Origin of the sequence: Asanoa sp. NPDC049573 (assembly GCF_040676615.1) — a bacterium.
Lineage (GTDB): Bacteria > Actinomycetota > Actinomycetes > Mycobacteriales > Micromonosporaceae > Asanoa.
Map to the genome: position 1 here is coordinate 399,471 of NZ_JBFAPI010000001.1, position 25,266 is coordinate 424,736.

General features: G+C 72.8%; 18 protein-coding genes and 1 pseudogene. 6 read left to right on the forward strand and 13 right to left on the reverse strand.

The features are described from left to right. Positions 1 to 29: 29 nt before the first annotated feature. The 5 genes and pseudogenes from AB0J74_RS01870 to AB0J74_RS01890 form a co-directional block, all read right to left on the reverse strand. Positions 30 to 2,501, reverse strand: coding sequence for a transglutaminaseTgpA domain-containing protein (locus AB0J74_RS01870; protein WP_363443235.1), 2,472 nt, complete (start codon positions 2,499 to 2,501; stop codon positions 30 to 32). Further along, positions 2,495 to 3,628, reverse strand: a complete 1,134-nt coding sequence (locus AB0J74_RS01875; protein WP_363443237.1) for a DUF58 domain-containing protein — start codon at positions 3,626 to 3,628, stop codon at positions 2,495 to 2,497. The genes AB0J74_RS01870 and AB0J74_RS01875 overlap by 7 nt, the downstream gene beginning before the upstream one ends. A 183-nt stretch (positions 3,629 to 3,811) precedes the next feature. After that, positions 3,812 to 4,765 (reverse strand): annotated as a pseudogene (locus AB0J74_RS01880) (MoxR family ATPase); the annotation flags it as partial. Between the two features lie 31 nt (positions 4,766 to 4,796). Next, on the reverse strand, positions 4,797 to 7,484 hold the full coding sequence (locus AB0J74_RS01885) for a fibronectin type III domain-containing protein (protein WP_363444040.1): 2,688 nt from the start codon (positions 7,482 to 7,484) through the stop codon (positions 4,797 to 4,799). A 238-nt stretch (positions 7,485 to 7,722) separates the two neighbouring features. Next, positions 7,723 to 10,005 carry a tetratricopeptide repeat protein gene (locus tag AB0J74_RS01890; RefSeq protein ID WP_363443239.1) on the reverse strand — a complete coding sequence of 761 codons (2,283 nt, stop codon included), beginning with the start codon at positions 10,003 to 10,005 and terminating at the stop codon, positions 7,723 to 7,725. 68 nt (positions 10,006 to 10,073) lie between these two features. Between AB0J74_RS01890 and AB0J74_RS01895 the strand changes: the two genes are divergently transcribed. Further along, complete coding sequence (locus tag AB0J74_RS01895) at positions 10,074 to 10,970, forward strand: aminotransferase class IV (RefSeq protein ID WP_363443241.1); 897 nt, start codon at positions 10,074 to 10,076, stop codon at positions 10,968 to 10,970. Here AB0J74_RS01895 and AB0J74_RS01900 read toward each other — a convergent pair. From AB0J74_RS01900 to AB0J74_RS01910, 3 genes are all read right to left on the reverse strand, one after another. Further along, a complete protein-coding gene (locus tag AB0J74_RS01900; protein ID WP_363443243.1) occupies positions 10,967 to 11,695 on the reverse strand; it encodes an HAD family hydrolase in 729 nt (242 codons plus the stop codon). The genes AB0J74_RS01895 and AB0J74_RS01900 overlap by 4 nt on opposite strands. Then, positions 11,665 to 12,369, reverse strand: coding sequence for a hypothetical protein (locus AB0J74_RS01905; protein WP_363443245.1), 705 nt, complete (start codon positions 12,367 to 12,369; stop codon positions 11,665 to 11,667). Before AB0J74_RS01905 ends, AB0J74_RS01900 begins: the two co-directional genes overlap by 31 nt. 66 nt (positions 12,370 to 12,435) lie before the next feature. Beyond that, positions 12,436 to 13,485, reverse strand: a complete 1,050-nt coding sequence (locus AB0J74_RS01910; protein WP_363443247.1) for an LLM class flavin-dependent oxidoreductase — start codon at positions 13,483 to 13,485, stop codon at positions 12,436 to 12,438. Positions 13,486 to 13,567: 82 nt separating this feature from the next. Here AB0J74_RS01910 and AB0J74_RS01915 point away from each other — a divergent pair, with 82 nt between their 5' ends. Beyond that, the gene (locus tag AB0J74_RS01915; protein WP_363443249.1) at positions 13,568 to 14,416 is read left to right on the forward strand and encodes a helix-turn-helix transcriptional regulator; all 849 of its coding nucleotides are present in this window, start codon (positions 13,568 to 13,570) and stop codon (positions 14,414 to 14,416) included. A 303-nt stretch (positions 14,417 to 14,719) separates the two neighbouring features. Here AB0J74_RS01915 and AB0J74_RS01920 read toward each other — a convergent pair whose 3' ends face one another. Both AB0J74_RS01920 and AB0J74_RS01925 read right to left on the reverse strand, forming a co-directional pair. Beyond that, complete coding sequence (locus AB0J74_RS01920) at positions 14,720 to 15,511, reverse strand: alpha/beta hydrolase (RefSeq protein ID WP_363443251.1); 792 nt, start codon at positions 15,509 to 15,511, stop codon at positions 14,720 to 14,722. A gap of 59 nt (positions 15,512 to 15,570) precedes the next feature. Beyond that, the gene (locus AB0J74_RS01925) at positions 15,571 to 15,984 is read right to left on the reverse strand and encodes a MarR family winged helix-turn-helix transcriptional regulator (protein WP_363443253.1); all 414 of its coding nucleotides are present in this window, start codon (positions 15,982 to 15,984) and stop codon (positions 15,571 to 15,573) included. Positions 15,985 to 16,065: 81 nt separating this feature from the next. Here AB0J74_RS01925 and AB0J74_RS01930 point away from each other — a divergent pair, with 81 nt between their 5' ends. Together AB0J74_RS01930 and AB0J74_RS01935 are read left to right on the forward strand one after the other, a co-directional pair. Further along, entirely contained in the window at positions 16,066 to 17,838 is a 1,773-nt protein-coding gene (locus AB0J74_RS01930; RefSeq protein WP_363443255.1) for an ABC transporter ATP-binding protein, read from the forward strand. Positions 17,839 to 17,900: 62 nt separating this feature from the next. Beyond that, positions 17,901 to 18,218 (forward strand): hypothetical protein, encoded by a 318-nt coding sequence (locus tag AB0J74_RS01935; RefSeq protein WP_363443257.1) that lies wholly within the window; start codon positions 17,901 to 17,903, stop codon positions 18,216 to 18,218. Positions 18,219 to 18,227: 9 nt separating this feature from the next. Here AB0J74_RS01935 and AB0J74_RS01940 read toward each other — a convergent pair whose 3' ends face one another. Together AB0J74_RS01940 and AB0J74_RS01945 are read right to left on the reverse strand one after the other, a co-directional pair. Beyond that, complete coding sequence (locus tag AB0J74_RS01940; protein WP_363443259.1) at positions 18,228 to 19,190, reverse strand: dihydrodipicolinate synthase family protein; 963 nt, start codon at positions 19,188 to 19,190, stop codon at positions 18,228 to 18,230. A gap of 12 nt (positions 19,191 to 19,202) precedes the next feature. Continuing rightward, positions 19,203 to 20,078, reverse strand: coding sequence for an isocitrate lyase/phosphoenolpyruvate mutase family protein (locus AB0J74_RS01945; protein ID WP_363443261.1), 876 nt, complete (start codon positions 20,076 to 20,078; stop codon positions 19,203 to 19,205). Positions 20,079 to 20,093: 15 nt separating this feature from the next. Here AB0J74_RS01945 and AB0J74_RS01950 point away from each other — a divergent pair, with 15 nt between their 5' ends. Continuing rightward, entirely contained in the window at positions 20,094 to 20,651 is a 558-nt protein-coding gene (locus AB0J74_RS01950; RefSeq protein ID WP_363443263.1) for a hypothetical protein, read from the forward strand. 169 nt (positions 20,652 to 20,820) lie between these two features. Here the strand turns inward: AB0J74_RS01950 and dinB are convergent, their stop codons facing one another. Then, positions 20,821 to 22,011 (reverse strand): DNA polymerase IV, encoded by a 1,191-nt coding sequence (gene dinB, locus AB0J74_RS01955; protein WP_363443265.1) that lies wholly within the window; start codon positions 22,009 to 22,011, stop codon positions 20,821 to 20,823. Positions 22,012 to 22,270: 259 nt separating this feature from the next. On the opposite strand from dinB, the gene AB0J74_RS01960 reads away from it, so the two are divergent. Next, a complete protein-coding gene (locus AB0J74_RS01960) occupies positions 22,271 to 25,066 on the forward strand; it encodes an alpha-amylase family glycosyl hydrolase (RefSeq protein WP_363443267.1) in 2,796 nt (931 codons plus the stop codon). The last annotated feature ends 200 nt before the right edge of the window (positions 25,067 to 25,266 follow it).

The window sequence follows — 25,266 nt, forward strand, 5'->3', positions numbered from 1 at the left end:
CCCGCCGCCCAACCCCTGTGCCTTCCGGGTCAGCGGGATCGGTCGCGGTCGTCGGGGTCGGCGCGTGCGTCGCGGTTGGCGCGGTTGGCGCGGTTGGCGCGTTCCCAGCGCAGCGGGCCCGGATGGAGGGGCCAGAGCAGGCGGCGCCAGCGGGACTGGGCCGCCCGGAGCCGCGCGTGGTAGGCGCGAGCCGCCGCGCCGGCCCGCGTGGCCTCGGCGTCGCCGACCTGCTCGGGCGCGAAGGCGTCACGGTTGACCAGGTCGACCAGGGTGACGAGTTCGGGCGTCGACACCACGGGTGCCGCTTCGACGGCGGGGCGCGGGGCCGCCGGCTGCTTCGCCGCCGGCCGGTCGACGGCGCCTGCGGCAGTGGACTCGGCCGCGGCGAGATCGGTCGGCTGGGTGGACCGGCCTGAGGAGCCGCCCCCGGCGGCGTCGGTCGGCGGGGTGGACCGGCCTGCGGCGGCGTCGGCCGGCGTGGCGGAACGGGTCGCGGCGGCGAGGTCGGTCGGCGTGGACCGGCCCGCGGCGGCGGCCGCGGCGTGGGCCGCGAGTTCGGTCGCCGACAGGTGGGCGGGTGCGGGGGTGCCGGCCAGCCGGAGCGCGTCGCGCACTTCCAGCCAGGCGCCGGCCACCCGGTCGCCGGGGGTGCCGGTCGCGAGCCGGCGCCGGCTGAGCCTGCGGCGCATCAGGATGAGCGCACACACCAGCGCGACCACGAGCAGCAACAGGCCGCCGCCACCGATCGTGTAGGCGGTCGCCACGCCCGAATCACCGGGCGCGGCCGCCACGAGCGGCGCCGCGGTCGGTGAGACGGTGGGCTCGACCGTGGGCAGCGGCGCTTCGGACGGCGGTTGCGTCGGCGGCTCGGGCTTCGGCGGCTCGGTCTCCGGCGTCTCCGGAGTGGTGTCGGGCTTGGGCAGGGGGTCGAACGCCACCCAGCCGACCTCGTTGAAGTAGATCTCCGGCCAGGCCTGCGCGTCGGCGCCGCGGACCGGGCCGGTGCCGGTCGCGCTCCGGAAGCCCACCACGATCCGGGTCGGCAGGCCCATCATCCGGGCGAGCACGGCGTACGCGGCCGCGAACTGCTCCGACGTGCCCCGCCGCCCGCCGCCGTTGGCCGGGCCGAACAGGAAGAACGCCAGGTTGGGGTAGGCGTGCCCGCTGGGCGCGTCGGCGACCATCCGGTAGTGCGTCGCCAGGTAGTCCTCGATGGCCAGCGCGCGCTGGTAGGCGCCGCCGCCCGCGTCGTTGGCCAGCCGGTCGGCCAACTCGCGCATCTGGTCGGGTGCGCCGGGGCCGAGCCGCAGCATCCTGGCGACCCCGTCGCCGAACGGCACGTCGGCCGCGGTCAGCAGGTTGAGGTCGGGCTGCTCGGCCTCCGAGGAGACGGTGTAGGACTGGCCGGATCGCAACCCGTCGGGCTCGATCATCGTGCCGGTCGACGGGTCGTAGGCGACCCGGACACCGTCCACGCGCGACGGTGTCGGCACCGCGGGCAGCAGGCGGCCGGACAGGTCGCCGATCTCGATCCGCTGTGTCACCGGCGCGACCGGGTTGGCCGGCAGCGTGGCCGGGGCGGGGAGCACCCGGCCGGCGCCCCGGTAGACGGCGCCGACCCGCCAGGTGATCCCGTCGTAGTCGCTGAGCACCGCCAGCCGGATCCGGACCGGCTCGTCGCGGTCGCTGCGGATGTCGAACAGCAACTGGTCGGGGTTGAGCGCCCAGCCGGAGATGCGGATCAGCGGGTTCTCGTCGAGGCTGTCGACCTGCGGCGGCTGCACGTACTGCCGCGGGTCGACCGGCGTCGTCTCGACCCGGCCGGTGACCAGGGGAGCGGTGGCGGCGACCAGGGCGATCGCGGCGAGGGCGGCCAGCACGGCCCGGACCTGCAGCGCCACCCGGGCCGGGCGGGGGAGGGCGGCGGTGGGTGCCGGCGGGCGGCCGGTGACGGCGAGACCGAGGGCCGCGGCGACGACGACCATCAGCACCGGGCCGAGGGCGGTGGTCGCGTTGGGGCCGACGACGTAGAGGGCGCCGGCGAAGAGGAGCACGGGTGGGGCGTACCCGATGAGCAGTCGTCCCCAGCGCAGGCCGAGTTCGGCACCGGCGAGCCCGGCCAGCCAGGCGGCGACCACCGGCACGATCACGGTGTCGGGCGTCGGCTCGACCGGGATCATGGCGGTGAGCAGGCGCGGGATGCCGTTGCGGCCGGCCTCGACGGCGAGGTCGCGCAGCGGCCCCGGCAGCCCGGCGCGGTCGGCCGACCACCAGAGCGCGCCGAGGGTGTAGCCGGCCAGGCCGAGCACGGACACCGGCGCGACCAGCCACGACGGCGACCGGCGGGCGGCGACGGAGATCAACACCGCCGCCCCGCCCGCGCCGGCGACCAGCGGCACCAGGACGGACCCGGCGTAGACGCGGTCGAGCGCCAGCGCCGCGGCGGTGATCATGACGATCAGGGCAAGCGGGGGTACGGCGGCCCGCGCGAACCTCACCATCCGCGCACCGTGTCCCAGGCGGCGGCGAACGACTCGCCGTCGGTGGCGTCGAGCACGACCATGCCCTCGGCCGCGGACGGGGTGCCGCCCTCGCCGAAGACGGCCACGACCAGCGCGGCGTAGGGCCCCCGCAGTGACCCGATCAGCCCGAGGTCGCTCCGTCCGCCGGCCCCGGTCAGGAAGATCACGGTGTCGCCGGCGCGCTGCTGGCGGAGCCGGTCGGTGGCCGCCTTGAGGTCGCCGGCGACCAGGTCCGCCTCGGCCAGCCGGTCGAGCGGGTGCGGCGCGGGCGCCGTCTCGCCGGCCACCAGCAGCAGCGTGACGTCGACGTCTTCGCGGGCCGCCGCGGTGACGATGGACGCGGCGGCTTCGCAGGCGGCCTCGAAGCTCGGTGCCTCCCCGCCCGCCCGGTCGGGGTGGGCGGAGGCGCGGTTGTCGAGCAGGACGACCAGCTTCGGGAGACTGGTGTCGAGCTGCTCGCGGACCATCAACTCGCCGATCCGGGCGCTGGTGCGCCAGTGCACCCGGCGCAACTCGTCGCCGACGACGTATTCGCGCAACGAGTCGAACGTGATCGTGCCGTGCGGGACGCTGTCGACCCGGCCGTCGAGGCTGCGCATCGCGCCCGCCGGCACGGCGGCGAGCGGGTGGATCCGCGGGTGGACCCAGACGGTGCCGGTGCCGCCGTGTGACCGGGCGGCGGTGACCAGGCCGAGCGGGTCGCGGCGGGAGACCCGCAGCGGACCGACCCGCACGACGCCGCGGCGGCTGGTCGGCACGGGATAGTCCACCGTGGTGTCGCTGCCCGGCCGCAGTCGCAGCACGGGGACGGGCACCGCGGCGGCGCCGCAGCGGTCGTGGGCGACGAGGTTGGCGGCGCGCAGCCGGGCGCCGTTGCGCACGGTCAGCGTGACGCCGGCGGGCTCGCCGCGACCGACCCGGTCGGGCTCGACCCGGCGCGACACGTCGAGCCGCGGCCGCCAGGCGGCGTGTAGCACGGCGAAGACGACCGAGACCAGGGCGGCGCCGCCGAGCGCGGCCAGCTCGGGGTAGCCGAAGCGCCAGCCGGAGGCCGCCAACGCGGCGCCGGCGACGGCCAGCCCGACACCCCGGGCGGTGGGCCGCACGGATCAGCTCCCGGGCAGCGGCCGCAGCCCGCCGTTGGCGGTCGGTGCCGCGTGGGCGACGCCGTTGGCCTGTGCCGGTGTGCCGTAGCTCGCCGCGGTCGGTTGCGCGGACCCGACCGGGGCGACCCGCCCCGAGGTCGCCCGCGGCCGCGCCTGAGCGGACCCGGCGGCGGACGTGGGGCCGCCGCCGGGCAGCGGGACCGGCACGGCCCGGATCGCCTCGGCCAGGACCTCGTCGGCCGTCGTGCCGCGGAGTTGGGCGTCGGGCGTGAGCAGGATGCGGTGGGCGAAGACCGGGCCGAGGAGGGCCTTGAGGTCTTCGGGCAGGACGTAGCCGCGGCCGTGGATCAGCGCGTAGGCGCACGCGGCGCGGGTCAGCGCGATCACACCGCGCGGGCTCACGCCGACCCGGACCTGCGGGTGCGCGCGGGTGGTCGCGGCCAGCCGCACCGCGTAGGCGTAGAGCGGGTCGGCGACGTGCACCTGCTGCGCCATCCGGACCATCTCGCCGACCGTGGCCGTGTCGGTGACCGGCTCGATCGCGTCGGGGGAGCGCAGGTTGGCGCCGCGCAGCACCTCGATCTCGACCGCTTCGTCGGGATAGCCCACCGAGAGCTTCATCAGGAACCGGTCGAGCTGTGCCTCCGGCAGCCGGTAGGTGCCGTCCATCTCGACCGGGTTCTGGGTCGCCACGACCAGGAACGGGCGTGGGACGCCGTGCCGCACACCGTCGACGGTGACGGTGCGCTCCTCCATCACCTCGAGCAGCGCCGACTGCGTCTTCGGCGACGCCCGGTTGATCTCGTCGGCGATGACGATGTTGGCGAACACCGGACCCGGGTGGAACTCGAACCCGCGGGTGGCCTGGTTGAAGATGGTGACGCCGGAGACGTCGGAGGGCAGCAGGTCGGGCGTGAACTGGATGCGCCGCCACTGGCCGTGGACGCTCGCCGCCAGCGCCCGGGCCAGCGTGGTCTTGCCGACGCCGGGCACGTCTTCGAGCAGCACGTGGCCCTGTGCGAACAACGCGGTCAGCGTCAGCCGCACGACCTCGTCCTTGCCGAGCACGACCGCGCCGACCGACTCGGCCAGCCGCCCGGCCAGGGCCGCGAAGCCCTGGATGTGCCCGGCCGGCAGCGGCTCGTGCTGTGGTTGCGTCACCGGATCCTCACACGCACGTCGGCAGGCCGTTGATGTTGTCGCCGTTGTTGAGGTTGAGCCACGCGAACGGGATGTAGCCGACCTTGTTCTTGAAGGTGATCTGCACCCACCACGTGCTGGCCTTGTTGTTGTTGTATTGCACGGCCTTGATGTTGCTGCCGGCCTTCTTGCACCAGGCACCGTAGCCGGTGCCGTTGGGCGTGTCGCCGAGCGCCTCGGCGAGCACCTGGCGGGTGCCGGTGTAGACGCCGATGCCGTCGTCGCAGTAGGTGCCGCCGCTGTCGTTGCAGGCGACCGTGCCGTTGACCGCCGCCGTGTTGACGCCGCGGGCCGCGCCACCGTTGACCGTGCCGGCGTTGTTACGCGCCTCCACCGTGTAGGTGTAGGCCGTGCCGGCCCGCCAGGCGGCCATCGTGATGGTGCCGCAGGTGGTCCACCCGCTGGCCACCGTGCGGCCGTTGCCGCTCAGACTGACCTGGCACTGCGTCGCGCTGCCACGCGTGTTGACCGTCATCGGCACCGAGATCGCGGTGCTCGTGGCCGTCGCGGCACCGAGCGTCAGCGTCGGCACGTCGATCGTCGTGGCGGTCGCGGTCGCCGCCGGTCCCTCGCCGGCCTCGTTGACCGCCACCACCGAGGCGGTCGCCGGCTGGCCCGCGGGCAGCCCGGTGACCGTCTGCGACGTGCCCGCGGTCTGGACGGTCCTGCCGCCGACCGTCACGGCGTACCCGGTGATGGGTCGCCCGTTGTCGGCCGGCACACCCCAGCTCACCGTGATGGTGCCGGCGGCGTCGGGAGCGACGGCGGCGATGTTGAGCGGCTTGCCCGGCACCGTGAACGGGACCACGGTGTCGCTGGCCGCCGACGGCGTCGACGCCGCACCCTTGTCGCTGACCGCCACCACGGTGAACGCGTACTGCGTGCCGTAGTCGAGGTCGCCCGCGGGCACGATCAGCTCGGTCTTGGCGGTCTCACCGGCCGGCGCGGTGGCACCGGCGGTCGACGAGGTCACCGCGTATTTCGCGATGCGGTTGCCCTGGCCGTTGGCGGCTGGCCAACTGACCCGCACGGTGCCGTCGGGCCGGGCCTCGGCGGTCACGCTGGCCGGCGGGTCGGGCACGTCGGCGGTCGGCATCACCGGGTTGCTGCGCTTGACCGGCCCGGCGCCCTTGCCGTTGACCGCGTGCACCGAGAACCGGTAGGTCTCGCCGTTGGTCAGCCCCGGGATCTCGATCGAGCGCTGGCGCGCACCGACCTCGACCGGCTGCGGCCCGCCCTCGACCACGTATTTGGTGATGGCGGCCCCGTTGTCGTCGGCCGCGCGCCAGCTCACCCGGGCCAGCTTGTCGCCGGCCGTCGCGGTCACCGCGCGCGGCGCGCCCGGCTTGCCGATCACCTTCTCCTTGACCGGTGGCGGCTTCGGCGGGTCCTTGGGCGGGTCGTCGCCCAGCACGTCATCGGCGTATTTGTCGACCACCCGGACCTGGCCGTGGTCGTCGACCACCCGGGCCGTCGACGAGTTCGGCGCGTTGATGAACAGGTAGTTCTCGCGCACCTCGAGCTCGAGCGGCCCGTTGGCGCCCTTGACGTCGATCGTGTCGACGAGCTGACCGTGCTCGTCGAACACGCTCACGGTGCCGGTGCGGTCGTCGGCGCAGTAGAAGCGGCCCGCCCAGGCCACCGCCGGGCGCAGTTGGTCGCCCTCGCCGGGCACGACGAACTGGGCGACCGGGCCGCCGTCGCCGACCACCAGCACGTGCCGCCCGTCGGCGACGGTCACCGGCACCTGCGCGCCGTTGGTGCGCGGCGGCACCAGGCCGATGCCGGGCAACGAGAGGACCACCTTGTGCTCGCGCTCGCCGCGCACGGTGGTCAGCGCCCCGCTGGTGCGGTCGAGCACGGCCACACCGTCGTCGAGGGTGGTCACCGCCAGGTCGTGGCTCGGGTCGGCCACCGTCACGGTCTTGACCAGCGCGGGACCCACCCCGCCGCCGGAGCCGCCGGTGCCCGGATTGGACACACCGACCAGTGCGGCTCCGGTGGGCAGCGGATCGGCCGGCGCGCTGGGCAGCGGCGCCGGGGTGATCGCGGAGACCGTGCCCTCGCTCGGCACGGCCACCCACAGCCGCCCGGTGCCGTCGAAGGTGCCGCCCGCGATGCCCGGTGGATAGCGCACCGGCTCGCCGATCGGCACCAGCGAGCGCGGGTCGAGTTGGCGGACGATGCCCTGCGGCGCGTCGACCACGAAGGCGGCGTCGTCGCGCATGGCGATGCTCACGCCCAGGCCGGAGGTGGTGCGGGTGGTGGCCATGACCTGCAGCGTCGCGAGGTCCAGGGAGCTGACCTGGCCCGTCGTCAGGTCGCGCAGGATCAGGAAACGGTCGGTCTGGGTGACCTGCATCGAGTGGTTCTGCGCCTGGTTGACCTCGACCCGGGTGTCGACCCGGCCGGTCAGCCCGTTGACCCGGGCGATCTCGCTCTTGGCCCGGCTCCACATCCACGAACTCGCGTCGTAGTTGGCCACCGCGTTGTCGGCCACACCCAGCCCGAGGACCGTGAAGCCCATCGCGGCGACCAGGGCGATCACGACGCCGCCGGTCACCAGCCCGCCGCGCGGAATGCGCCGCCGCGGCTTGGCCAACGCGTCGTCGAGTGCCTTGCCCAGATCCGGTGCGGCGCCGTCGCCGCCTGTCATGGTGCCGTTGTCTGTGGTGGCCACAGCCGGCTAACCCTCCCACCCGTGTGTAGGCGACCGCTGGTCGCCCAGGCGTTCCTCCCCGAAAGCCAGGGGCCATCATATTGGGCTGTCAATGCGGGCGGGCACCGGTTGTGGTCGGCTGTGGACAGTGCGCGGGTGCCCTGTGGACAACATCGAGCCGGCTTCGCGTCCGCGCAGGTCGCCGCAGTTGCGGATGGTTCGGCCGGATTGTGGATTAGCCGCCAGAACGAGCCGTACGGCGGGTGCACACCTGACCGGATGTGGCATAGCGGTCGGTCGAGTAGACAGCTACGACGGTGAAGCAGTAGTCCGAGTCAGTCGCCAGCCCGTTCGCCAGATACCGGGTCACACCGGGCTCAACCGTCCCCATCGCCCGCAACTGCGTCCCCGCCTGCCCCGCGGCGACGATGAACGGCACCGTGCCGGCGGTCGGGTCACGCCAGGTCACCAGCAGCGCGTCGCCGTCTTCCCGCACGGCCAGGTCGGTCGGCGGGTCGCCACCGAGTGCCGGCCCGCTCGGCACCACCGCGCCCGCGCTGATGTCCGGCGCCGCCGCGACCCGAGAGGGATCGTCGTTCTGGTCCCGAAGCACCACGAACATCACGAGCACCGCGGCCACGACGGCCGCGACGGCGGCGACGAACGCGGCCACCGTCGCACTGCGACCACGGGTCCGCTCCCGCTCCGCGGCGGCTGCCATCGGACCATGCAGGGATACGGGCGCCACCTCCAGCGCCGGCGCAGGAGAGACGACAGGTTCGTGGCGGTTCCCGAACCCTTGCGGCGACCTCTGCCGCGCCGGCTCCAACTCCCGCCCCCACGGTGGCGCCCCGCCGGCTTGCCCCCAATCAGGAGCGGCCGGCGACTGTCCACCCCATCCGGTCCCGTTCCCACCCTGACCGTTGGGCTGAGGCCAGCCGTTTCCGGCCTGACCGTTCGCTCCCGGCCAACCGTTGCCGGCCTGGCCACTCATGGTGTCGGCGGCCGGGCCGCCGGGCGCAGCGGGGTTGCCGCCCTGTCCACCTTCGCCCCAGGCCGCCGGACTCCAGCCGCTCGGGCTCGTCGGCCGGCCGGCGCCCTGCTGCGGCGCCGCGCCGCCGCCACGCCCGCCCGCGTCGCGGTTCGCCCAACCGTCCTGTGGGGCCGGTGCCCGCGGCGGCTGTGTCGGGAGCGCCTGGGTGGGGGCGTTGACCGCGGCGCGGGCCGCCTCGGCCGGGCCCCCGCCGTCGCGTGCCACGGCGAACACCCCGGGCGCCACCTCGGGGTCGGCGCCCGGCCGACCACCCTGCTGTGCGGACGCCGGGCCGAACGCCGACCCATCCGAGCCAGGACCGCCGGCCACCGGCACCGCTCGCGGGGAGTGCGTCACCGGCCCGGACGCGCCACCGGCGGCCACCGGTCCGGCGGACCGCGGCGGCTGCGGGTCAGGCGCGTTGCCGCCGGCCGGGGGAGGCCAGGTCGTGGGCGGCCCGGCCACGGATCCCCCGGACCCGGGGGTTGTACGAGTCGCCGCAGCGTGCGCCGTCGGCCCGGCCGCGTCGCCGCCATCCGGCGAGAACGCCGCCGGTGGGGACGGCGCGGCCGACGCCTGGCCGAAGCCGTGCGGCCCCGGATCGTGGAATGACCCCGACCCGGACGGCACGCTCGCCGCGGGACCGAACCCGTGCGGACCGTCCTGCGTCGGGACGGCTGTCCCCGACATGAAGGAATTCGTCGAGGCCGCCTGCGGCGGGAAACCACCTGGATCGCCCGGACCTGGGCCGGGCGATGTGGCCGCCTGAGGCGGGAAACCACCTGGATCGCCCGGACCTGGGCCGGGCGGTGCGGCCGAATGGGGCGGGAATCCGTGCGGACCCGGCCCGGGCGTGCTCGACGGCCCGAATCCGCCGGCCGGTGAAGGGTTGTGCGGCGATTGCCGGAAACCGCCGGGACCCGTGGGGCCGCCGCCCGCGGCCGGTCCGAAGCCGCCGCCGGGGGAGAACGGCTGCGCATACGCGGGCTGCCCGCCCACTGACGGAGGCGGTGGCGCGACCGCCGACTGGACCGGCGGGATCGGTGGGAGCTCGCCGCCGGCGGCGGAGAGGTAGGCCGCTGCCGTGCGTACCATGTGATGATCTTCACCGAAGGCGGCCGGGCCGTAGGTGGCGACGCGGGTGAAGTTGCGGCGGGCCTCGTGGCGGTTGCCCAGTTCCTCGGCGACCGTGCCGAGGTCGAACGACAGCGCCAGCATCAGCGGGTTGGCCTCGCCCAGGTGCAACTCGCCCGCCGCGATCGCGTCCTCGAGCACCCTGCGGGCCGCGGCCGGGTCGTCGGCCTCGCGGTGCAGCGTGGCCAGCGCGTGTTGGCCCCCGAGCAGCTCAGGGTGGTCGTCGCCGAGCATCGGGCGGGTGGCGTCGAGCGCGTCGGCCAGCATGGCCCGGGCCGTGGTCAGGTCGCCGGCGTCGCGCAGCGCCTGGGCCTGGCGCAGCGCGGCGGCGAGCGGGGAGGGCAGCGACACGCAGGACACTCTGCCCTTGTGGCCGCCCTCGGCGCTAGTCGTGTGGACAGCCGTGATCTGCTGGGTGAATGCTGCAGAGGTACGACGAGCGGAACGCCGAGATCCGGTATTGGGTCAACGGCGTGCTCCGGCACCGCGATGAGCCCGGATTGTCGCCGTTCGACTCGGTTGTCCAGGGCGGCGACGCCGTCTGGGAGGGCCTGCGGCTCTACGACGGGAAGATTTTCGCGCTCGACGCCCACCTCGCACGGCTGCGCCGGTCCGCCAAAGCGCTCGCCTTCGCCGACATTCCGTCCGATTCGGACATTACCCGTGCGGTGCGCGAAACGCTGACCGCCAACGACATGCGCGACGGCGTTCACATCAGGCTGACCCTGAGCCGCGGCGTCAAGCTCACCAGCGGCATGGACCCGCGGCTCAACACCGCCGGCTGCACGCTCGTCGTCCTCGCCGAGCACAAGCCACCGGTGTACGACACGGGCGGCCTCACCCTGATCACGGCCAGTGTCCGCCGCCCCGGCGCCGACGTGCTGGACCCGAAGATCCACCACGCCAACCTGCTCAACTCGATCCTCGCGAAGATCGAGGCCAACGTGGCCGGCGCCGACGACGCGCTGATGCTCGACCCGCGCGGTTTCGTGGCCGAGACCAACGCCACCCATCTGTTCGCCGTCACCGGCGGTGAGCTGATCACCCCGCGTACCGTCGCGTGCCCGGAAGGGATCACCCGCGACACGGTGCTGCACATCGCCCCGAACGCCGGCATCCCGGTCACCGTCCGCGACGTCTCGCTGGTCGAGATGTACAACGCCGACGAGGTCTTCTGCACCGGCACGATGGGCGAGTTGGCCGCGGTCACCACGATCGACGGCCGGACGATCGGCACGGGCCAGTCGGGCCCGGTCACGGGCAAGCTCGCCGCGCTCTACCAGGAGCACGCGAAGACCCACGCCAAGCCGCTCTAGATGCGGTGTGCGGCCAACTCGTCGTAGTAGGGCTGGGCCGCGACGACCAGATGGGCCAGGTGCGCCGGCACCGACGCGGGCACGTCGCGGTAGGGCGCGAAACCGGTCGACTGTTCGACCGCCGCGTACCAGTGCGGCGCCCACACGCCGTCGGTGTCGCGCCGCCCCGGCGGCCAGCTCAGCATCGCGTCGTCGAAGTCGATCCCCAGCTCGGCGCAGAGCGTGCGGAGCTGGCCGGCCGGGTCACGCAACAGCGCCGCCGAGTCGAGCACCGGGCCGCCGTGCCGGCGGAAGATCTCGACCTGCTGCGGGTAGCCGAGGTCGTCCAGGGTGGGTTCGCCGCGCACCTTGGCGTAGGAGGCGACGACGTGTGCCGGGTCGCGGATCAGGTAGGCGTTGGTGACCTGCCCGAGCCAGCCGCGGCCGACCTCGGGGAGCAGGTGGTGCGCCATGTGCTTCTCGTACTGCAGCGTCCGGCCGGCGGGCAACGGTTGGCACAGCCCGGTGACCGCGGCCGACCAGTGCGTCGGCTGGCTGGCCAGCACGTCCGCCCGGCCGGGATGGTCGAGCGTCGTCGCGGCCAGGTAGGCGGCGTAGAGCGGCTCGTCGACCACCGCGCAGTCGGCGCGGGCGCCGAAGCTGCGCATCAGGGCCGTCGAGACGTTGCGCGGCCCGGACCACATCGCGATCCGGGTCACGCGAGTTCCCGCCGATCGCGTCGCCATTGCTGTTTCTTCTTCTCATCGCGTACGACGATGCCCAGCTTGAGCAGGTGCTCGCGAAGCTCTGCCGCCTCTGCCGTCTTGCCCTCCGCCAACGCCGCCGCCCGGTCGATCAGCAGCCCGTGTGCGACGCCCGGCAGGTCGTCGTCGAGCCGGGTCCAGATGCGGAACTCGTCGCGGTGCGGGTCGCCGTCGGCCCGCCACGGATAGCCCTTGCCGGTGAACGCCGCCTCGACCCGGGTCTTCGACAGGTCGGTCTTCTCGCGGGCCAACTCGCGCGCGTCGCGGCCGAGCAGCACGAGTTGGTCGCGGTCGAAGAACACGGCGGTGACGTCTCCGCGGGCGACCCGGCGTTTGGTAGACCCGCCCCGGGTCAGCGTGACCTCGCCGATGCCGACCCGCACCACCAGCATGTCGGCGACCGCGAGCACCGACACGACGACGCCGACCAGCAGCCCGACGCCGAGCGCGACCAGCGTCGCCTGCGGGTCGGGTGCCTCGTCGATCGCCTTGAAGACGGCGTGCAGGGGTGCGACCGGCAGGCCGGCGATCCAGCCGGCGGCCCACCGCACCACCCAGCCGAGCCCGGCACCGAGCACCGGGAACAGCACCCAGTAGAGAACCCGGGCCCCCGGATCGTCGACGACGGTCTCGTCGAACGACGAATTGGTGGTCACGCGCAGATTGTGCCGGACGGACCGGCGTCCGCGCCGCCCCGGATCGGGTGGCTGGTGGCCGCTGCCTCAGCTTTCGTCGGCGAGCATCTCGCGGACCAGCGGGGCGACCTTCCTGCCGTACAACTCGATGTTGCGCATCACCGCGTCGTGCGGGACGCCGGCCAGGCCGTATTTGAGGTCGAACCGTTCCGCGCCGAGCGTGCGCAGCGTTTTGACGATCTTCGGGGCCACGGTCTCGGGCGAACCGACGTACCAGGCGCCGTGCTCGATCTCCTGCCTGAGGTGGTCGGCGGTCGGCGGGCGCCAACCGCGCTGCCGGCCGACCCGGGTCAGCACGTCCAGATAGTGCGGCACCAGTTGCTCGTAGGCCTCTTCGTCGGTGTCGGCGATGTGCCCGGGTGAGTGCACCCCGATCGGCATGCCGGGCTTGTCCAGCCGGCGCTGCGCCTCGCGGAACAGGTCGGCGAACGGCACGAAGCGCTCGGCCGGCCCGCCGATGATCGCCAACATCAACGACATGCCGTACGTGGCCGCCCGGATCACCGATTTCGGGCTGCCGCCGACGCCGATCCAGGTCGGGATCGGGCCGCCCACCGTGTGCGGCACCACGTCGGCGTCGACCAGCGGCGCGCGCAGCCGGCCGGACCAGGTGACCGGTTCCTCCTTGCGCAGGCGGGAGAACAGGTCGACCTTCTCCTCGAACAACTCCTCGTAGTCGGCCAGGTCGTAGCCGAACAGCGGGAACGACTCGATGCTCGACCCGCGCCCGAGGATCACCTCGGCGCGCCCGCCGGAGAGCCCGTGCAGGGTCGAATAGCGCTGGAAGACCCGGACGGGGTCGTCGGAACTGAGCACGGTGACCGCCGACCCGATCCGGATCCGGCTGGTCCGCGCGGCGATGGCGGCCAGCACCAGGTCGGGCGCGGAGAGCGGCATGTCGGAGGTGTGGTGCTCGCCGATGCCGAAGAAGTCGAGCCCGACCTGGTCGGCCAGCACCCCGTGCTCCACCAGCCCGCGGAGGGTTTCCGGATGACTGACCGGTTTCCCGGCGTTGTCGGACAGGACGTCGCCGAACGTGTCCAGGCCCAGCGTGACGCGGTTCGAATATTTGCTCACGCAATTAGGTTGCCTTTCGGTGAGGGCGGCGGCCACACCCTGTGGTGGGTACCCACGACCGACGAGAGGAAGATCCGGCGTCATGAGCAGCGAACTCGGCGATTTCCTGCGCTCCCGCCGGGCGGCGCTGACCCCCGCCGCGACCGGCATCCGGACATATGGCGCGTCCCGCCGCGTCCCCGGCCTGCGCCGCGAGGAGGTCGCGCGGCTCGCCGGCGTCAGTGTGACCTACTACACCCGCATCGAGCAGGGCGAGAGCCACCAGCTGTCCGACTCGGTGCTGGACGCGCTGGCCGGCGCGCTGCGTCTGGACGAGACCGAACGGCTTCATCTCGTACGGCTGGCCCGCCCGGCCGCCGTCCCCCGCCGCCCGTCGGGCCCGGAGACGGTCCGCGACCCGGTGCTCGCGCTGGCCCGGAGCAGCACCGACCAGGCCGCCCTGGTCGTGGGCCGCCGCACCGACCTGCTCGGCGCCAACCGCCTGGGCTACGCGTTGCTCGGGTTGCGTCCGGGCGAGCGCCCCAACATGGCCCGCCAGATGTTCCTCGAGCCGGCGATGCGCGACCTGATCGTCGACTGGGAGCGCGAGGCCCGCAACACGGTCGCCTACCTCCGCAACGCGTCGAGCGACGCCGCGCACGACCCCATACTGTCCGAACTGGTCGGCGAGCTGAGCATCCGCAGCCCGGAGTTCGCCCGCATCTGGGCCACCCACCCGGTGGCCGAGTGCCTGCACGCCGTGCGCGACTGGGACCACCCACTGGTCGGCCGCCTGACCCTCAACGAGGAAAGCCTGCGCCTCCCGGACGACCCCGGTCAACGCATCATCTTCAACGGCGCCGCGGCCGGCTCAACCTCCGCGGAACGGTTGCGGCTGCTGGCGTCGCTGGTCACGGATCCGCAACCCGGCGACCTTCAGCAGCCTGGCTAGCCTGTCGCCGGTGGGCGCACTCGCCGCCGCGTTGACGCCCGCGGGCAGCGCCGGCTTCACCGACGCGCGGTCCGCCGGGCGGCGCCGGCTTCACCGACGCGCGGTCCGCCGGGCAGCGCCGGCTTCACCGGCGCGCTGGTCCGCCGAGCGGCGCTGGCTTCGCCGACGTGCGGGTCCGTCGGTTGGCGCCGGCTTGTCGGATGTGCGGGTTCGCGACCTGCCGGCAGCTCGGCGACCGGCACGAGGGGTCCGCGTGGCGGCTGCCGATGTGGCGTTGCGCCACCGGGACGAACGCGGTCGGCGCTACCCGGCGTGCGCCGCCAGGAAGGTGTCCACATCGGACTCGATGGTGCCGAGCATGTCCCAGCCGTGCAGGCTGCTGTCCTTCAGCTCGACCACCTTCTTGTCGCTGGTGGACACGGCGGCCAGGAAGTCCTTGGCGCTGTCGCCGCAGAAGGCGGACGGGTCGTTGGTCGCGCAGGCGAACAGCAACGGCATCTTGAGCTCGGGCGCCGCGTCCATCGGCGTGACGGGCGCGGTGGCTGACGCCGAGAAGCGTGGGTCGTGGGCCGAGAGCGACACCACCGAGTCGACGTCGGTCTCGGGATGGGCGGCCGCGACCAGGGCGATCGCGGCGCCGCGGGAGGCGCCGACCAGCTGCACGGTCGTGGCGCCGTTGCGGCGCAACTCGGCGGTCGCCGCCGGAACGTCGGACGCCGGTTCCGGGCCGCCGCACTCGCTCAACCCGTCGCAGCGCTGGTCGAACGCGATCACCTGGTAGCCCTCACCGGCCCAGCGCCGGGCCTGCTGGAACCAGCCGCACAGGTCGCTGCCCAACTGGTGCACCAGGACCAACCCGCGCGGGCCGCTGCCGAACCGGGCGGCGGCCAGTTCGACGCCGTCCGAGGTGGTCAGCACGACCTTCGTGATCCCGTCGTCGGGGCTGGACCCGCACCGCTCCTCGGGTTCCGGCGCCTGGTCGGCGCTTGACGGCGGGGTGGCGGGAACGTCGTCGCCGCCGCAGGCAGCGGCGAACGAGAGCGTCAGCACGGCGCAGCAGACAATGGCAGCGAGGCGGCGTGGGAGCGGTTCCATGATCGGGACTCTAGCGTGGACGGACGTTTCGCGACGCCCCGTCCTGAGTCGGTCTACCGTCAGTCGCGGGCCAACCCGTGCAGGATCCGGCTGAGGTGGTCGCGGTCGCCGGGAGAGAGGGCGCCGAAGAAGCGGGCCGCCTCGGCCGTGCGGGCCTGCTGGATCGCCGCGGCGGCCGCCTCGCCCGCGGCGGTCAGGCCCACCAGCGTGGCGCGGCGGTCGGCCGGGTCGGGGTGGCGTTCGACCAGGCCGCGGCTCTGCAGGTCGTCGACCACCTCTGTGGTGGAGCGGGGCGCGATGTGCAGCTTCTCGGCCAGGTCGCCGAGGCGGATCGGGCCGTGGTCGACCAGCGCGTTGAGCGCCCGCCACTGGCCGGGCGTCACGTCCCACGGTGCCATCGTCTGCCGGTTGAGGTGCCGCAGCCGGCGGGCCACGCCCCAGAAGGCCTCGGAAAGGCTTTCGCCGTCATCCACGGGAATACCGTACCAACGGATCAGGTTGTAACCTCATGTTGAGGGAACCTCAGCAATATCGCCCGGGAGGACCACCGGATCTTGCCTTTCCACGAATCTGGCCGTCGCGCCAGCGAGGCCGAGAAGACCCAGGCACGCGAGGTGTCGCTGCGCCGGATCGGGCGGCTCTTCGGACCGCACCGCTGGCCCCTCGCCGTTGTCACACTCATCATCATCGCGTCGTCGATCATCGCGATGGCGTCGCCGTTCCTGCTCCGCGCGGTCATTGACCGGGCGTTGCCGCAACAGGACCTCAGGCTGCTGGTCTGGCTGGTGGTCGGCATGATCGGCGTTGCCGCGGCCACCGCCGCCCTCGGCGTCGTGCAGACCTGGATATCGACCGCGGTCGGGCAGAAGGTCATGCACGGCCTGCGTACGACGGTCTTCGCCCACCTGCACCGCCAGTCGGTCGGCTTCTTCACCCGGACGCGCACCGGCGAGGTGCAGTCGCGCATCACCAACGACATCGGCGGCATGGAAGCGGTCGTCACCACGACGGCCACGTCGATCGCCTCGAACCTCACCACCACCATCGCCACCATGGCCGCGATGGTCGCCCTGTCCTGGCGCCTGTCGCTGGTGTCGCTGATCGTGCTGCCGCCGGCGATCTATCTGACCCGCCGGGTCGCCCGGATGCGCCGGGTCATCACCGAGCAGCGCCAGCGCGAGCTCGCCGACCTCAACGTCACCATCGAAGAGGGCCTGTCGGTCAGCGGGGCGCAGCTCAGCAAGACGCTGTCCACCGGCAGCGCGCTGGTCGAGCGGTTCACCGCCTCGTCGCGCCGGCTGATCGACCTGGAACTGCGCTCCGAACTCGCCGGCCGCTGGCGGATGGCCTCGATGAGCATCATCTTCGCCGCGATCCCCGCGCTGATCTACCTGAGCGCCGGCCTGCCGTTCTCCGCCGGCGCGCTCAGCATCGGCACGCTGGTCGCGTTCACCGCCTTGCAGGCCAACCTGTTCCGGCCGCTGATGGGGCTGCTGAACGTGGGCGTCACGCTGACCAGTTCGCTCGCGCTGTTCGGGCGGATCTTCGAGTATCTCGACCTGCCCGTCGAGGTCGACGACCCGGAGTCGCCGGTCACTCTGGAGCGCCCGGCCGGGCACCTGCGGCTGGAGAACGTCAGCTTCACCTACCCGGGCAACCCGACCCCGGCCGTCGCGGGCGTGACGCTCGACGTGCCCACGGGTACGTCGCTGGCACTGGTCGGCGAGACCGGGTCCGGGAAGAGCACGATCGCCTCGCTGATCGCCCGCCTCTACGACCCGACCGACGGCCGGGTGACCATCGACGGGGTCGACGTGCGCGACCTGCGCCTGGCCGACCTGGCCTCGATCGTGGGCGTGGTCAGCCAGGAGACCTACCTGCTGCACACGACGATCCGGGAGAATCTGCGGTACGCGGCTCCGTCCGCCACCGACGCCGAGATCGAGTCGGCCGCTCGGGCGGCACAGATCCACGACGTGATCATGGAGCTGCCGGACGGGTACGACACCACCGTCGGGTCGCGCGGGCACCGGTTCTCCGGCGGGGAGAAGCAGCGCATAGCGATCGCCCGTACGCTGCTGCGCGATCCTAGGATCCTGGTACTCGACGAGGCGACCAGCGCGCTGGACACCTCCACGGAACGGGCGGTGCAGCAGGCGTTCGACCGGCTGGCCCGCGGGCGCACGACCGTGACGATCGCGCACCGGCTGTCGACCATCCGCGACGCCGACCAGATCGTGGTCGTCGACCACGGGCGGGTGCTCGAATCGGGTACGCACGAGACGCTTGTCGACTCGGCCGGCCGCTACGCCGCGCTGGCCGCCTGATCTTCGGTCCCCACCGCCTCGTTCACGGGCGGGCCGGCACCGGGCGGGGTAAGACTGGATGGATGGCTAGGGAAGAGGACTTCACCACCGAGGCGGCCGAGGGCCAGCGGGACCGGCGTTTCCACGGTGGCGCGCCACAACGGCTCGACGACGACGAGCTGGCGCGCCGCACCGAGGAGGAGCGGGTCGACGCCGGGACCAGCGACTACGACCCCGACGACGTGCCGCCCGCGACCGACGACCCGGCGCCCAGCGACCTGGGCGACTCGGCTCTCGTCCAAGACATCGAGGGCATCGGCGCGCGGCAGGAGGACGAGGGGGAGACCCGGCCGCTGAGCGAGGACAACCCATTCCCGCCGACGCGGTACGAGGAATCGTAGTTTCAGGGTTCACAGGGGGTCGAGGCCGGCCTCTCTGAGGTTGGCGACGGCCTGGCCCACCTCGTCCGAGCCGGGCGCCGGGATGGGTACCCGCGGCGTGCCACCGGACTGCCCGTACGCGCCGCGCAGCGCTTTGATCAACCCGAGTGGTGTCTTGCCCTCGCGCAGCGCGGCACCGTGTGCGAACTCGCCGGCCTGCATGATCCAGCCGAGCCGCTTCTGCGCGTCGTGCCACTGTCCTTTCTCGACGGCCAGGAAGAACTCGTGCAGGTAGGGCTGGCGCGGCGTCTGCAGGAACAGCGCCCGGCTCGATCCCATCACCACGTCGGGCGCCAACTCGGGATAGATCATCCGGGCGACCAGGAAGTATTCCTCGACCGGGCTGGTCACCATGATGTCGCGGCCGACCGCCGCCAGCGTCTCCAGAAAGACGTCGAGCCGCACCGCGCCGCTGAGCAGCAGCGCCATCTGCGGGCGGTCGGCGAGTTCGCGGATGACCGGGAGCCCGATCTCGTACCCCACCTCGGTGATCGCCGTGTTGTAGATCCCGAACGGCGCCGGCACCCGGCCGAGCACGTAGTCGAAGAAGGCCAGCACCCCGTTCTCGCCGCGCGGCCCGAAGAACGGCGGCCAGAGCATGATCAGACCGGCTCCGGACTCCGCCGCGTGCGTCGCGATGTCGACCGCGTCGTCGGGCGCGGTGTGCGTGGCCGAGACGGCGACCGGCACCCGCCCCGCCACGGCGTCCAGCACGATCTCGGCGAGCCGCTTGCGCTCCGGCACGGTGAGCAACCAGAACTCCTGCCAGACGGAGCCGACGTAGAGCCCGCCGACGCCCGGCAGGCTCAGCGTGTAGTCGACGTCCCTGCGCAACGCGGCCTCGTCGATCGTGCCGCTGTCGGTGTAGGGCGTGAACGTCACCGGGATGTAGCCGGACAGGTTCGTCCGGGCCCACGTCTTAGCGTCGGTCATCTTCTTCTCTTCTCACCATCTGTTCTCCAGCCACCGGTCGACGCCGGTCATCGTCGCCAGGTCGACGGGCGTGAGCAGCGACATCGGCCCGGGTTCGTCGGTGAGGGCGGCGGCCAGTTCACGGGCCATCCCGGTCACCGCGGCGGCGATGAGCAACTGCGACATCAGATAGAGCCCGAACCCCATCCGCCGCGCCTCGTCGACGGGCAGGTGCCGCCCGGTGGGCGAGTGCACGACGATGCGATTGGCCGGCACCCGGTCGACCAGAAACTGGTAGGCGGAGATCCGCCGCTCCCGATCGGCCGGCGTGTCCGGATAGTTGAGGTAGCGCGTCATCAGCGGCAGCACCAGATCGGCACCCGCGTCCAGGTAGGACTCGCACCGGTTGCGCGCGTCGTCGACCGAGTCGCGCACGGCGTCGGTCCGGACGATCACGGCCGTCTCGCGCCCGACCTCCCGCCGGACGACGGCGATCTCCCGCCCCATCTCGGCCATGGTCCGCAGCGGCCGGTCCTTGCCGAATCCGAGCCGGTCCTCGAGCACGAAGGCGGCGGCGCCGGCCGAGAACGCGTCGGCGGCGCGCTCCTCCGCGCTGCGTTCGCCTTCGAGGCCCGTCTGCCCGTCGACGATGATCGCGAGCCCGGCGGCGTCGACCAGTTCCCGCGCCCGATCGAGGTACCGCTCCCACGGATCGTGCGGCGCGTGCGGCGAGGGAGCGTCGGCGGCCTGGAACCCGAACGGCGTCAGGTAGGCGGCCTCGATCCCGGCCGACTCCAGCACCCGGGCCCCGACCACGTCGTAACAGCCGGGCGCCACCACGAGATCGCCGGAAGCCAACGCATCCCGCAACACGGCCCGCGGCACCGGCGCCACGTCCACCCCATCCACGGCACTGGGATGCCCGTGACCGCCGGTGCCGGCATCGCGGTCGCTTTCGCGGTCGTCCCTGTGCCGGAGGTGCTGCCGGTGCGGGGGCGGGTCCGGGTCGTGGTGCTGGCGGCTGCCGTGGGGCTGGTGCTGGCGGCAGCCGTCGGGTTGGTCCTGGGCGCTGCCGTGGGGTTGGTCCTGGGGGCTGCCGTGGGGTTGGTCCTGGGGGCTGCCGTGGGGTTGGTCCTGGCGGCCGCCGTCGGGCCGGTCCTGGGGGCTGCCGTGGGGTTGGCCCTGGGGGCTGCCGTGGGGTTGGCCCTGGGGGCTGCAGTGGGGTTGGTCCTGGCGGCTGCCGTGGGGTTGGCCCTGGCGGCTGCTGTGGGGCTGCGGGCCGTGCGGGTGGTCGCCGGCGGCGGAAGGCTGCTCGCGGCGGTCGCGGCCGGCGGGCTCGCCGCCTGGGCTGGTGTCAACCCACCCACCGCCGTGGCGGCGGCCGGCTCCGCCCCGGGCGATCAACAACTCGTCACCGAGCACTTACGGAACGCTACGCTGCCGCGCCTTCGGCGCGCCATAAATGGGACATTTTTGAGCTAATGGCGACCGCCACTGGCCGCAGCACTGCCTCCACGCGGGCGCCCCGTCCAGAGCCGACCACGGAGAGCCCGTTCCGCGCAGCCAACGGGGACTACCCGGCGCGAGGGCCGCGCGCCCGTCCGGCGGTGCGGCGGTCCGGAGACCCGCAGGCGCAGGGTGTCGTGGTGGGTCAGTCGGGGAGCATAGGCATCTCCAGGCCCGGCCCGTGGCCGACAAGGGCGCCGCGGGTGATGGCGGACGAACCGAAGCGGTCGCGGACCGCGTCGAGTGCGGCGTCCAGCGCGACACCATCCTGGTCCGCGAAGGGAAGCGGGAGTTGCATATAACGGTCGTCGAGGTTGCCGACCGAGATGCCGATCAGGGTGATGCCGCGCTCCTCGATCATCGGCAGCGCCGCCGCCAGCAGGCGGCGGGTGGCGTCGAGGATCGTCTGGGTGTGTGAGGTCGCGCGGGGAAGGGTGTGCGACCTCGTCGCCCGGGTGAAGTCGGTGAAACGCAGCCGCAGCACGACCGTGCGGCCCGTCCGGCCGGCGCCGCGCATTCGCCGGGTCACCCGGTCGACCAACCCGGCCAGCATGCCGTCGAGCGCGGCCGGTGTGCGCGGCCCCCGACCGAGCGCCCGCTGGGCGCCCATCGACCCGCGCCGCTTGCCGGTCTGCACCGCGCGCGGGTCGCGGTTGTGCGCCAGCGCGTCGAGATGCCGGCCGGCGCCCCGGCCGAGCAGCGACACCAGCGTCGCCTCGCCGAGCCCGGCGAGTTGGCCGACCGTGAAGATCCGGCGGTCGCGGAGCTTCGCGGCGGTCACCGGGCCGACGCCCCACAACCGTTCGACCGGCAGCGGATGGAGGAACTGCAACTCCTTGTCTGTCGGCACCACCAGCAGTCCGTCGGGCTTGGCGACCCCGCTCGCCACCTTGGCCAGGAACTTGGTGCGCGCGACGCCCACCGTGATCGGCAGCCCGACCTTGTCGCGGACCGCCCGCCGCAGGTCGGCGGCGATCTCCGACGGCGGACCCGCGATCCGCCGCAGCCCGCTGACATCGAGGAACGCCTCGTCGATCGAGAGGCCCTCGACCATCGGGGTGGTCTGCCGGAACACCTCGAACACGGCGCGGCTCGCCTGCGTGTAGGCGGACATCCTGGGCTCGACGACGATCGCCTCGGGGCACAGTCGTCGTGCCGCATGGCCGCCCATCGCCGTGCGTACGCCCGCCGCCTTCGCCTCGTAGCTCGCCGCCAGGACCACGCCGCCGCCCACGATCACCGGACGGCCCCGCAGCCTGGGGTCGTCGCGCTGCTCGACCGACGCGTAGAAGGCGTCAAGATCGGCGTGGAGGATGGTCCCTTCTGACACGAACATATGTTCGCATGGGCAGCTCAGGCCGTGTCCAGAGAGTGTGGCGATAACGCGGTCAGAATTTTTCCGGCCCTCCTCCGGGGCGGCGGGCAGGTAACGATCCTGTGAAGGAGACCCCACCGTTTCCGTGCAATCGTCGCCTCACGCTGTCTGTTGAGGACGTTTGTGCCCGCGTACCCCCGGATTGTCCTTCTGGTTCACCCGCTTGCAATGTCGTAGCCCTTCGGTAACGTCCCCGTCGGTCGATGTCCGAGGGGGGAAGATGTCCATACCTGGATCTATCCGGCGGGTGCTCGGCATGGTCGGCGCGCTGGTGCTCGTGGCCGCCCTGCCAGCGGGTCCCGCGGCCGCCGGCGGGCGGGGTGACGATCTGTCCGCGCGCCACTCGCTGCGCGAGCCGGTGACCGACGAGAACTTCTACTTCGTGATGGCCGACCGGTTCGCCAACGGCGACACGGCCAATGACCAGGGCGGTCTCGGCTCCGACCCGCTGGTGTCCGGCTTCGACCCGACCCGCAAGGGCTTCTACAACGGCGGCGACCTCAAGGGCCTGCGCTCGAAGATCGACTACATCAAGGGCCTCGGCACGACCTCGATCTGGTTGACGCCCAGCTTCAAGAACAAGGCGGTCCAGCTCGAAGACGGCCCGTCGGCGGGTTATCACGGCTACTGGATCACCGACTTCACCCAGATCGACCCCCACCTGGGCAGCAACGCCGACCTGCGCGCCCTGATCGACACCGCGCACGCCAAGGGCATGAAGGTCTACTTCGACATCATCACGAACCACACCGCAGACGTCATCGGGTACGAGGAGGGCGCGCGCAAGGCCTACGTCAGCAAGGACGCGGCGCCCTACAAGACGGCGTCCGGCGCGACCTTCGACGACCGTGACTTCGCGGGCCAGCCGTCGTTCCCGGCGCTCGACCCGGCCACGTCGTTCCCCTACAAGCCGGTGCTCGACCCCGCGGAGCAGAACCTCAAGGTGCCGGCGTGGCTCAACGACGTCACGCTCTACCACAACCGCGGCGACACGACGTTCGTCGGCGAGAACGCCTACTACGGCGACTTCTTCGGGCTCGACGACCTGTTCACCGAAAACCCGCGGGTGGTCCGCGGGATGATCGACATCTACAAGACCTGGATCCGCGACTTCGGTGTCGACGGCTTCCGGATCGACACGATGAAACACGTCAACGACGAGTTCTGGCAGACGTTCGGCCCGGAGATCCTCGACTACGCCCACCGCCAGGGCAAGCCCGAGTTCTTCATGTTCGGCGAGGTCTTCGACACCACGAAGAGCTTCACCTCGCAGTTCACCACCCGCGACAAGATGCAGTCGGTGCTCGACTTCCCGTTCCAGGAGGCGGCCCGCAACTTCGCCTCGCGCGGGCAGCCGGCGGCCGCGCTGCAGACCTTCTTCGCGGGCGACGACTGGTATACCGACGCCGACTCCAACGTCTACGAGCTGCCGACCTTCCTGGGCAACCACGACATGGGGCGGATCGGCGGTTTCGTCCGCGGCGACAACCCCGGCGCGACCGACGCCGAGTGGGTGTCCCGCGACCGGCTCGCCCACGAGTTGATGTATCTCTCCCGTGGCAACCCGGTCGTCTACTACGGCGACGAGCAGGGCTTCACCGGTCCGGGCGGCGACCAGGACGCGCGGCAGACGCTGTTCGCCAGCCGGGTCCCCGACTACCTCGACGACGACCTGCTCGGCACCGACGCGACGCACGCGCAGGACAACTACGTCACGACCCACCCGCTCTACGAGTCGATCGCCGGGCTGGCCTCGCTGACAAGGCACAACCCGGCATTGCGCGACGGCGCCCAGCAGCACCGCTACGCGAGCGAAGGCCCGGGCATCTACGCGTTCTCCCGCATCGACCGGCGCGACCAGCGTGAGTATGTGGTCGCCCTCAACAACAGCGAGACCGCGCAGACGGCCGCGGTCCCCACCTACGCGACCGGGCGCGACACCTTCAAGAGCGTCTACGGCGACGGACCACGGACGCTGCGTTCCGGCAGTGACGGCCGGTTGTCGGTGACCGTGCCGCCGCTGTCGGCGGTGGTCTACGAGGCCAACAACAAGGTGGCCGGGTCCCGCTCGGCGCCGTCGGTGTCCCTCGGCCAGCCGACCGCGACGCCCGGCGCCCGGGGCCGGCTCCAGGTCACGGCCAACGTCGGCGGCTCGTCGTTCTACGAGGTCACCTTCTACGCCTCGGACAACGGCGGGGCCTGGCGCCCGGTCGGCACCGACGACAACGCGCCCTACCAGGTCTTCGACGACGTGAGCGACCAGCGGGCGGGGTCCTCGGTCCGCTACCGCGCGGTGGTCGTCGACAACAAGGGCCACACCCGTGAGTCGGCGACCCGGTCGGGCACCGTGCCGGCCCCGCTGGTGTCGATCGAGACCCCGACCGAGGGCAGCGGCGTGCGCGGCACCGTCGAAGTGCGCGCCGTCGTCGACCCGGAGCGGGCGACCAACGTGGTCGCGATCGAGCGGCGCGTCGCGGGTGGTGCCTGGACCCGGGTCGGCACGGATTCGTCGTCGCCGGTCTACACGGTCTTCGACGACCTGACGCCGCTCGACCTGGCGGCCAACACGCCGGTCGAATACCGGGCGGTGCTGCTGCCCGGCGGCCTCGCGGGTCCGGGTGCGACGTCCGCGGTCCGCGGCGTGCGGGCGGCGGGCCCACCGGCGACCTCCGCCACGGTGCACTACTACCGCCCGGCGGGCGACTACGGCGATCCGGCGGCGGCGGGTTGGGGCCTGCACATGTGGGGCGACGCGGTCGCGCCTGACGTGCTCGCCCAGATCGCGTGGGACAAGCCGTGGCCGCGTGCCGGGGTGACCGACGGCTGGGCCGACTATCCGATCCCGCTGGTCGACGACACCAAGCCGGTCAACTTCATCATGCACCTGCCCAGCGGCGACACGGTCCCGACGACCCGCGAGCCCGGCGGTGACCGCTCGTTCCTACCCATCAACTCGCCCGAGATCTGGCTCATCCAGGGCGACCCGACCGTCTACACGAGCAAGCCGGCCGTCTGATACGCGGCGCCGGATCCCGCTGCCCGCTCAGCCGCGGGATCCGGCCTGGCTGAGCCTGCCCTCGCACCAAGGCCGGCCTGCCGAGGGCGCGGTAACCGGGCGGCGGCTGGCCGCGTAGCCGGGCGTCGGCCAGGCCGAAGGGGTGGCCACCTACGCGGGCGTGCCTCTGCTGGCCGCGTGAGACAAGGCCTGCCGGCGGC

What these genes read in the sequence shown, in the direction of transcription:
- AB0J74_RS01885 (WP_363444040.1), bottom strand. Translation starts at nt 7,484, where the DNA reads ATGACAGGCGGCGACGGCGCCGCACCGGATCTGGGCAAGGCACTCGAC.
- AB0J74_RS01900 (WP_363443243.1), bottom strand. Translation starts at nt 11,695, where the DNA reads ATGGCGACGCGATCGGCGGGAACTCGCGTGACCCGGATCGCGATGTGG.
- AB0J74_RS01915 (WP_363443249.1), top strand. Translation starts at nt 13,568, where the DNA reads ATGAGCAGCGAACTCGGCGATTTCCTGCGCTCCCGCCGGGCGGCGCTG.
- AB0J74_RS01895 (WP_363443241.1), top strand. Translation starts at nt 10,074, where the DNA reads ATGCTGCAGAGGTACGACGAGCGGAACGCCGAGATCCGGTATTGGGTC.
- dinB (WP_363443265.1), bottom strand. Translation starts at nt 22,011, where the DNA reads ATGTTCGTGTCAGAAGGGACCATCCTCCACGCCGATCTTGACGCCTTC.
- AB0J74_RS01935 (WP_363443257.1), top strand. Translation starts at nt 17,901, where the DNA reads ATGGCTAGGGAAGAGGACTTCACCACCGAGGCGGCCGAGGGCCAGCGG.
- AB0J74_RS01920 (WP_363443251.1), bottom strand. Translation starts at nt 15,511, where the DNA reads ATGGAACCGCTCCCACGCCGCCTCGCTGCCATTGTCTGCTGCGCCGTG.
- AB0J74_RS01870 (WP_363443235.1), bottom strand. Translation starts at nt 2,501, where the DNA reads ATGGTGAGGTTCGCGCGGGCCGCCGTACCCCCGCTTGCCCTGATCGTC.
- AB0J74_RS01940 (WP_363443259.1), bottom strand. Translation starts at nt 19,190, where the DNA reads ATGACCGACGCTAAGACGTGGGCCCGGACGAACCTGTCCGGCTACATC.
- AB0J74_RS01960 (WP_363443267.1), top strand. Translation starts at nt 22,271, where the DNA reads ATGTCCATACCTGGATCTATCCGGCGGGTGCTCGGCATGGTCGGCGCG.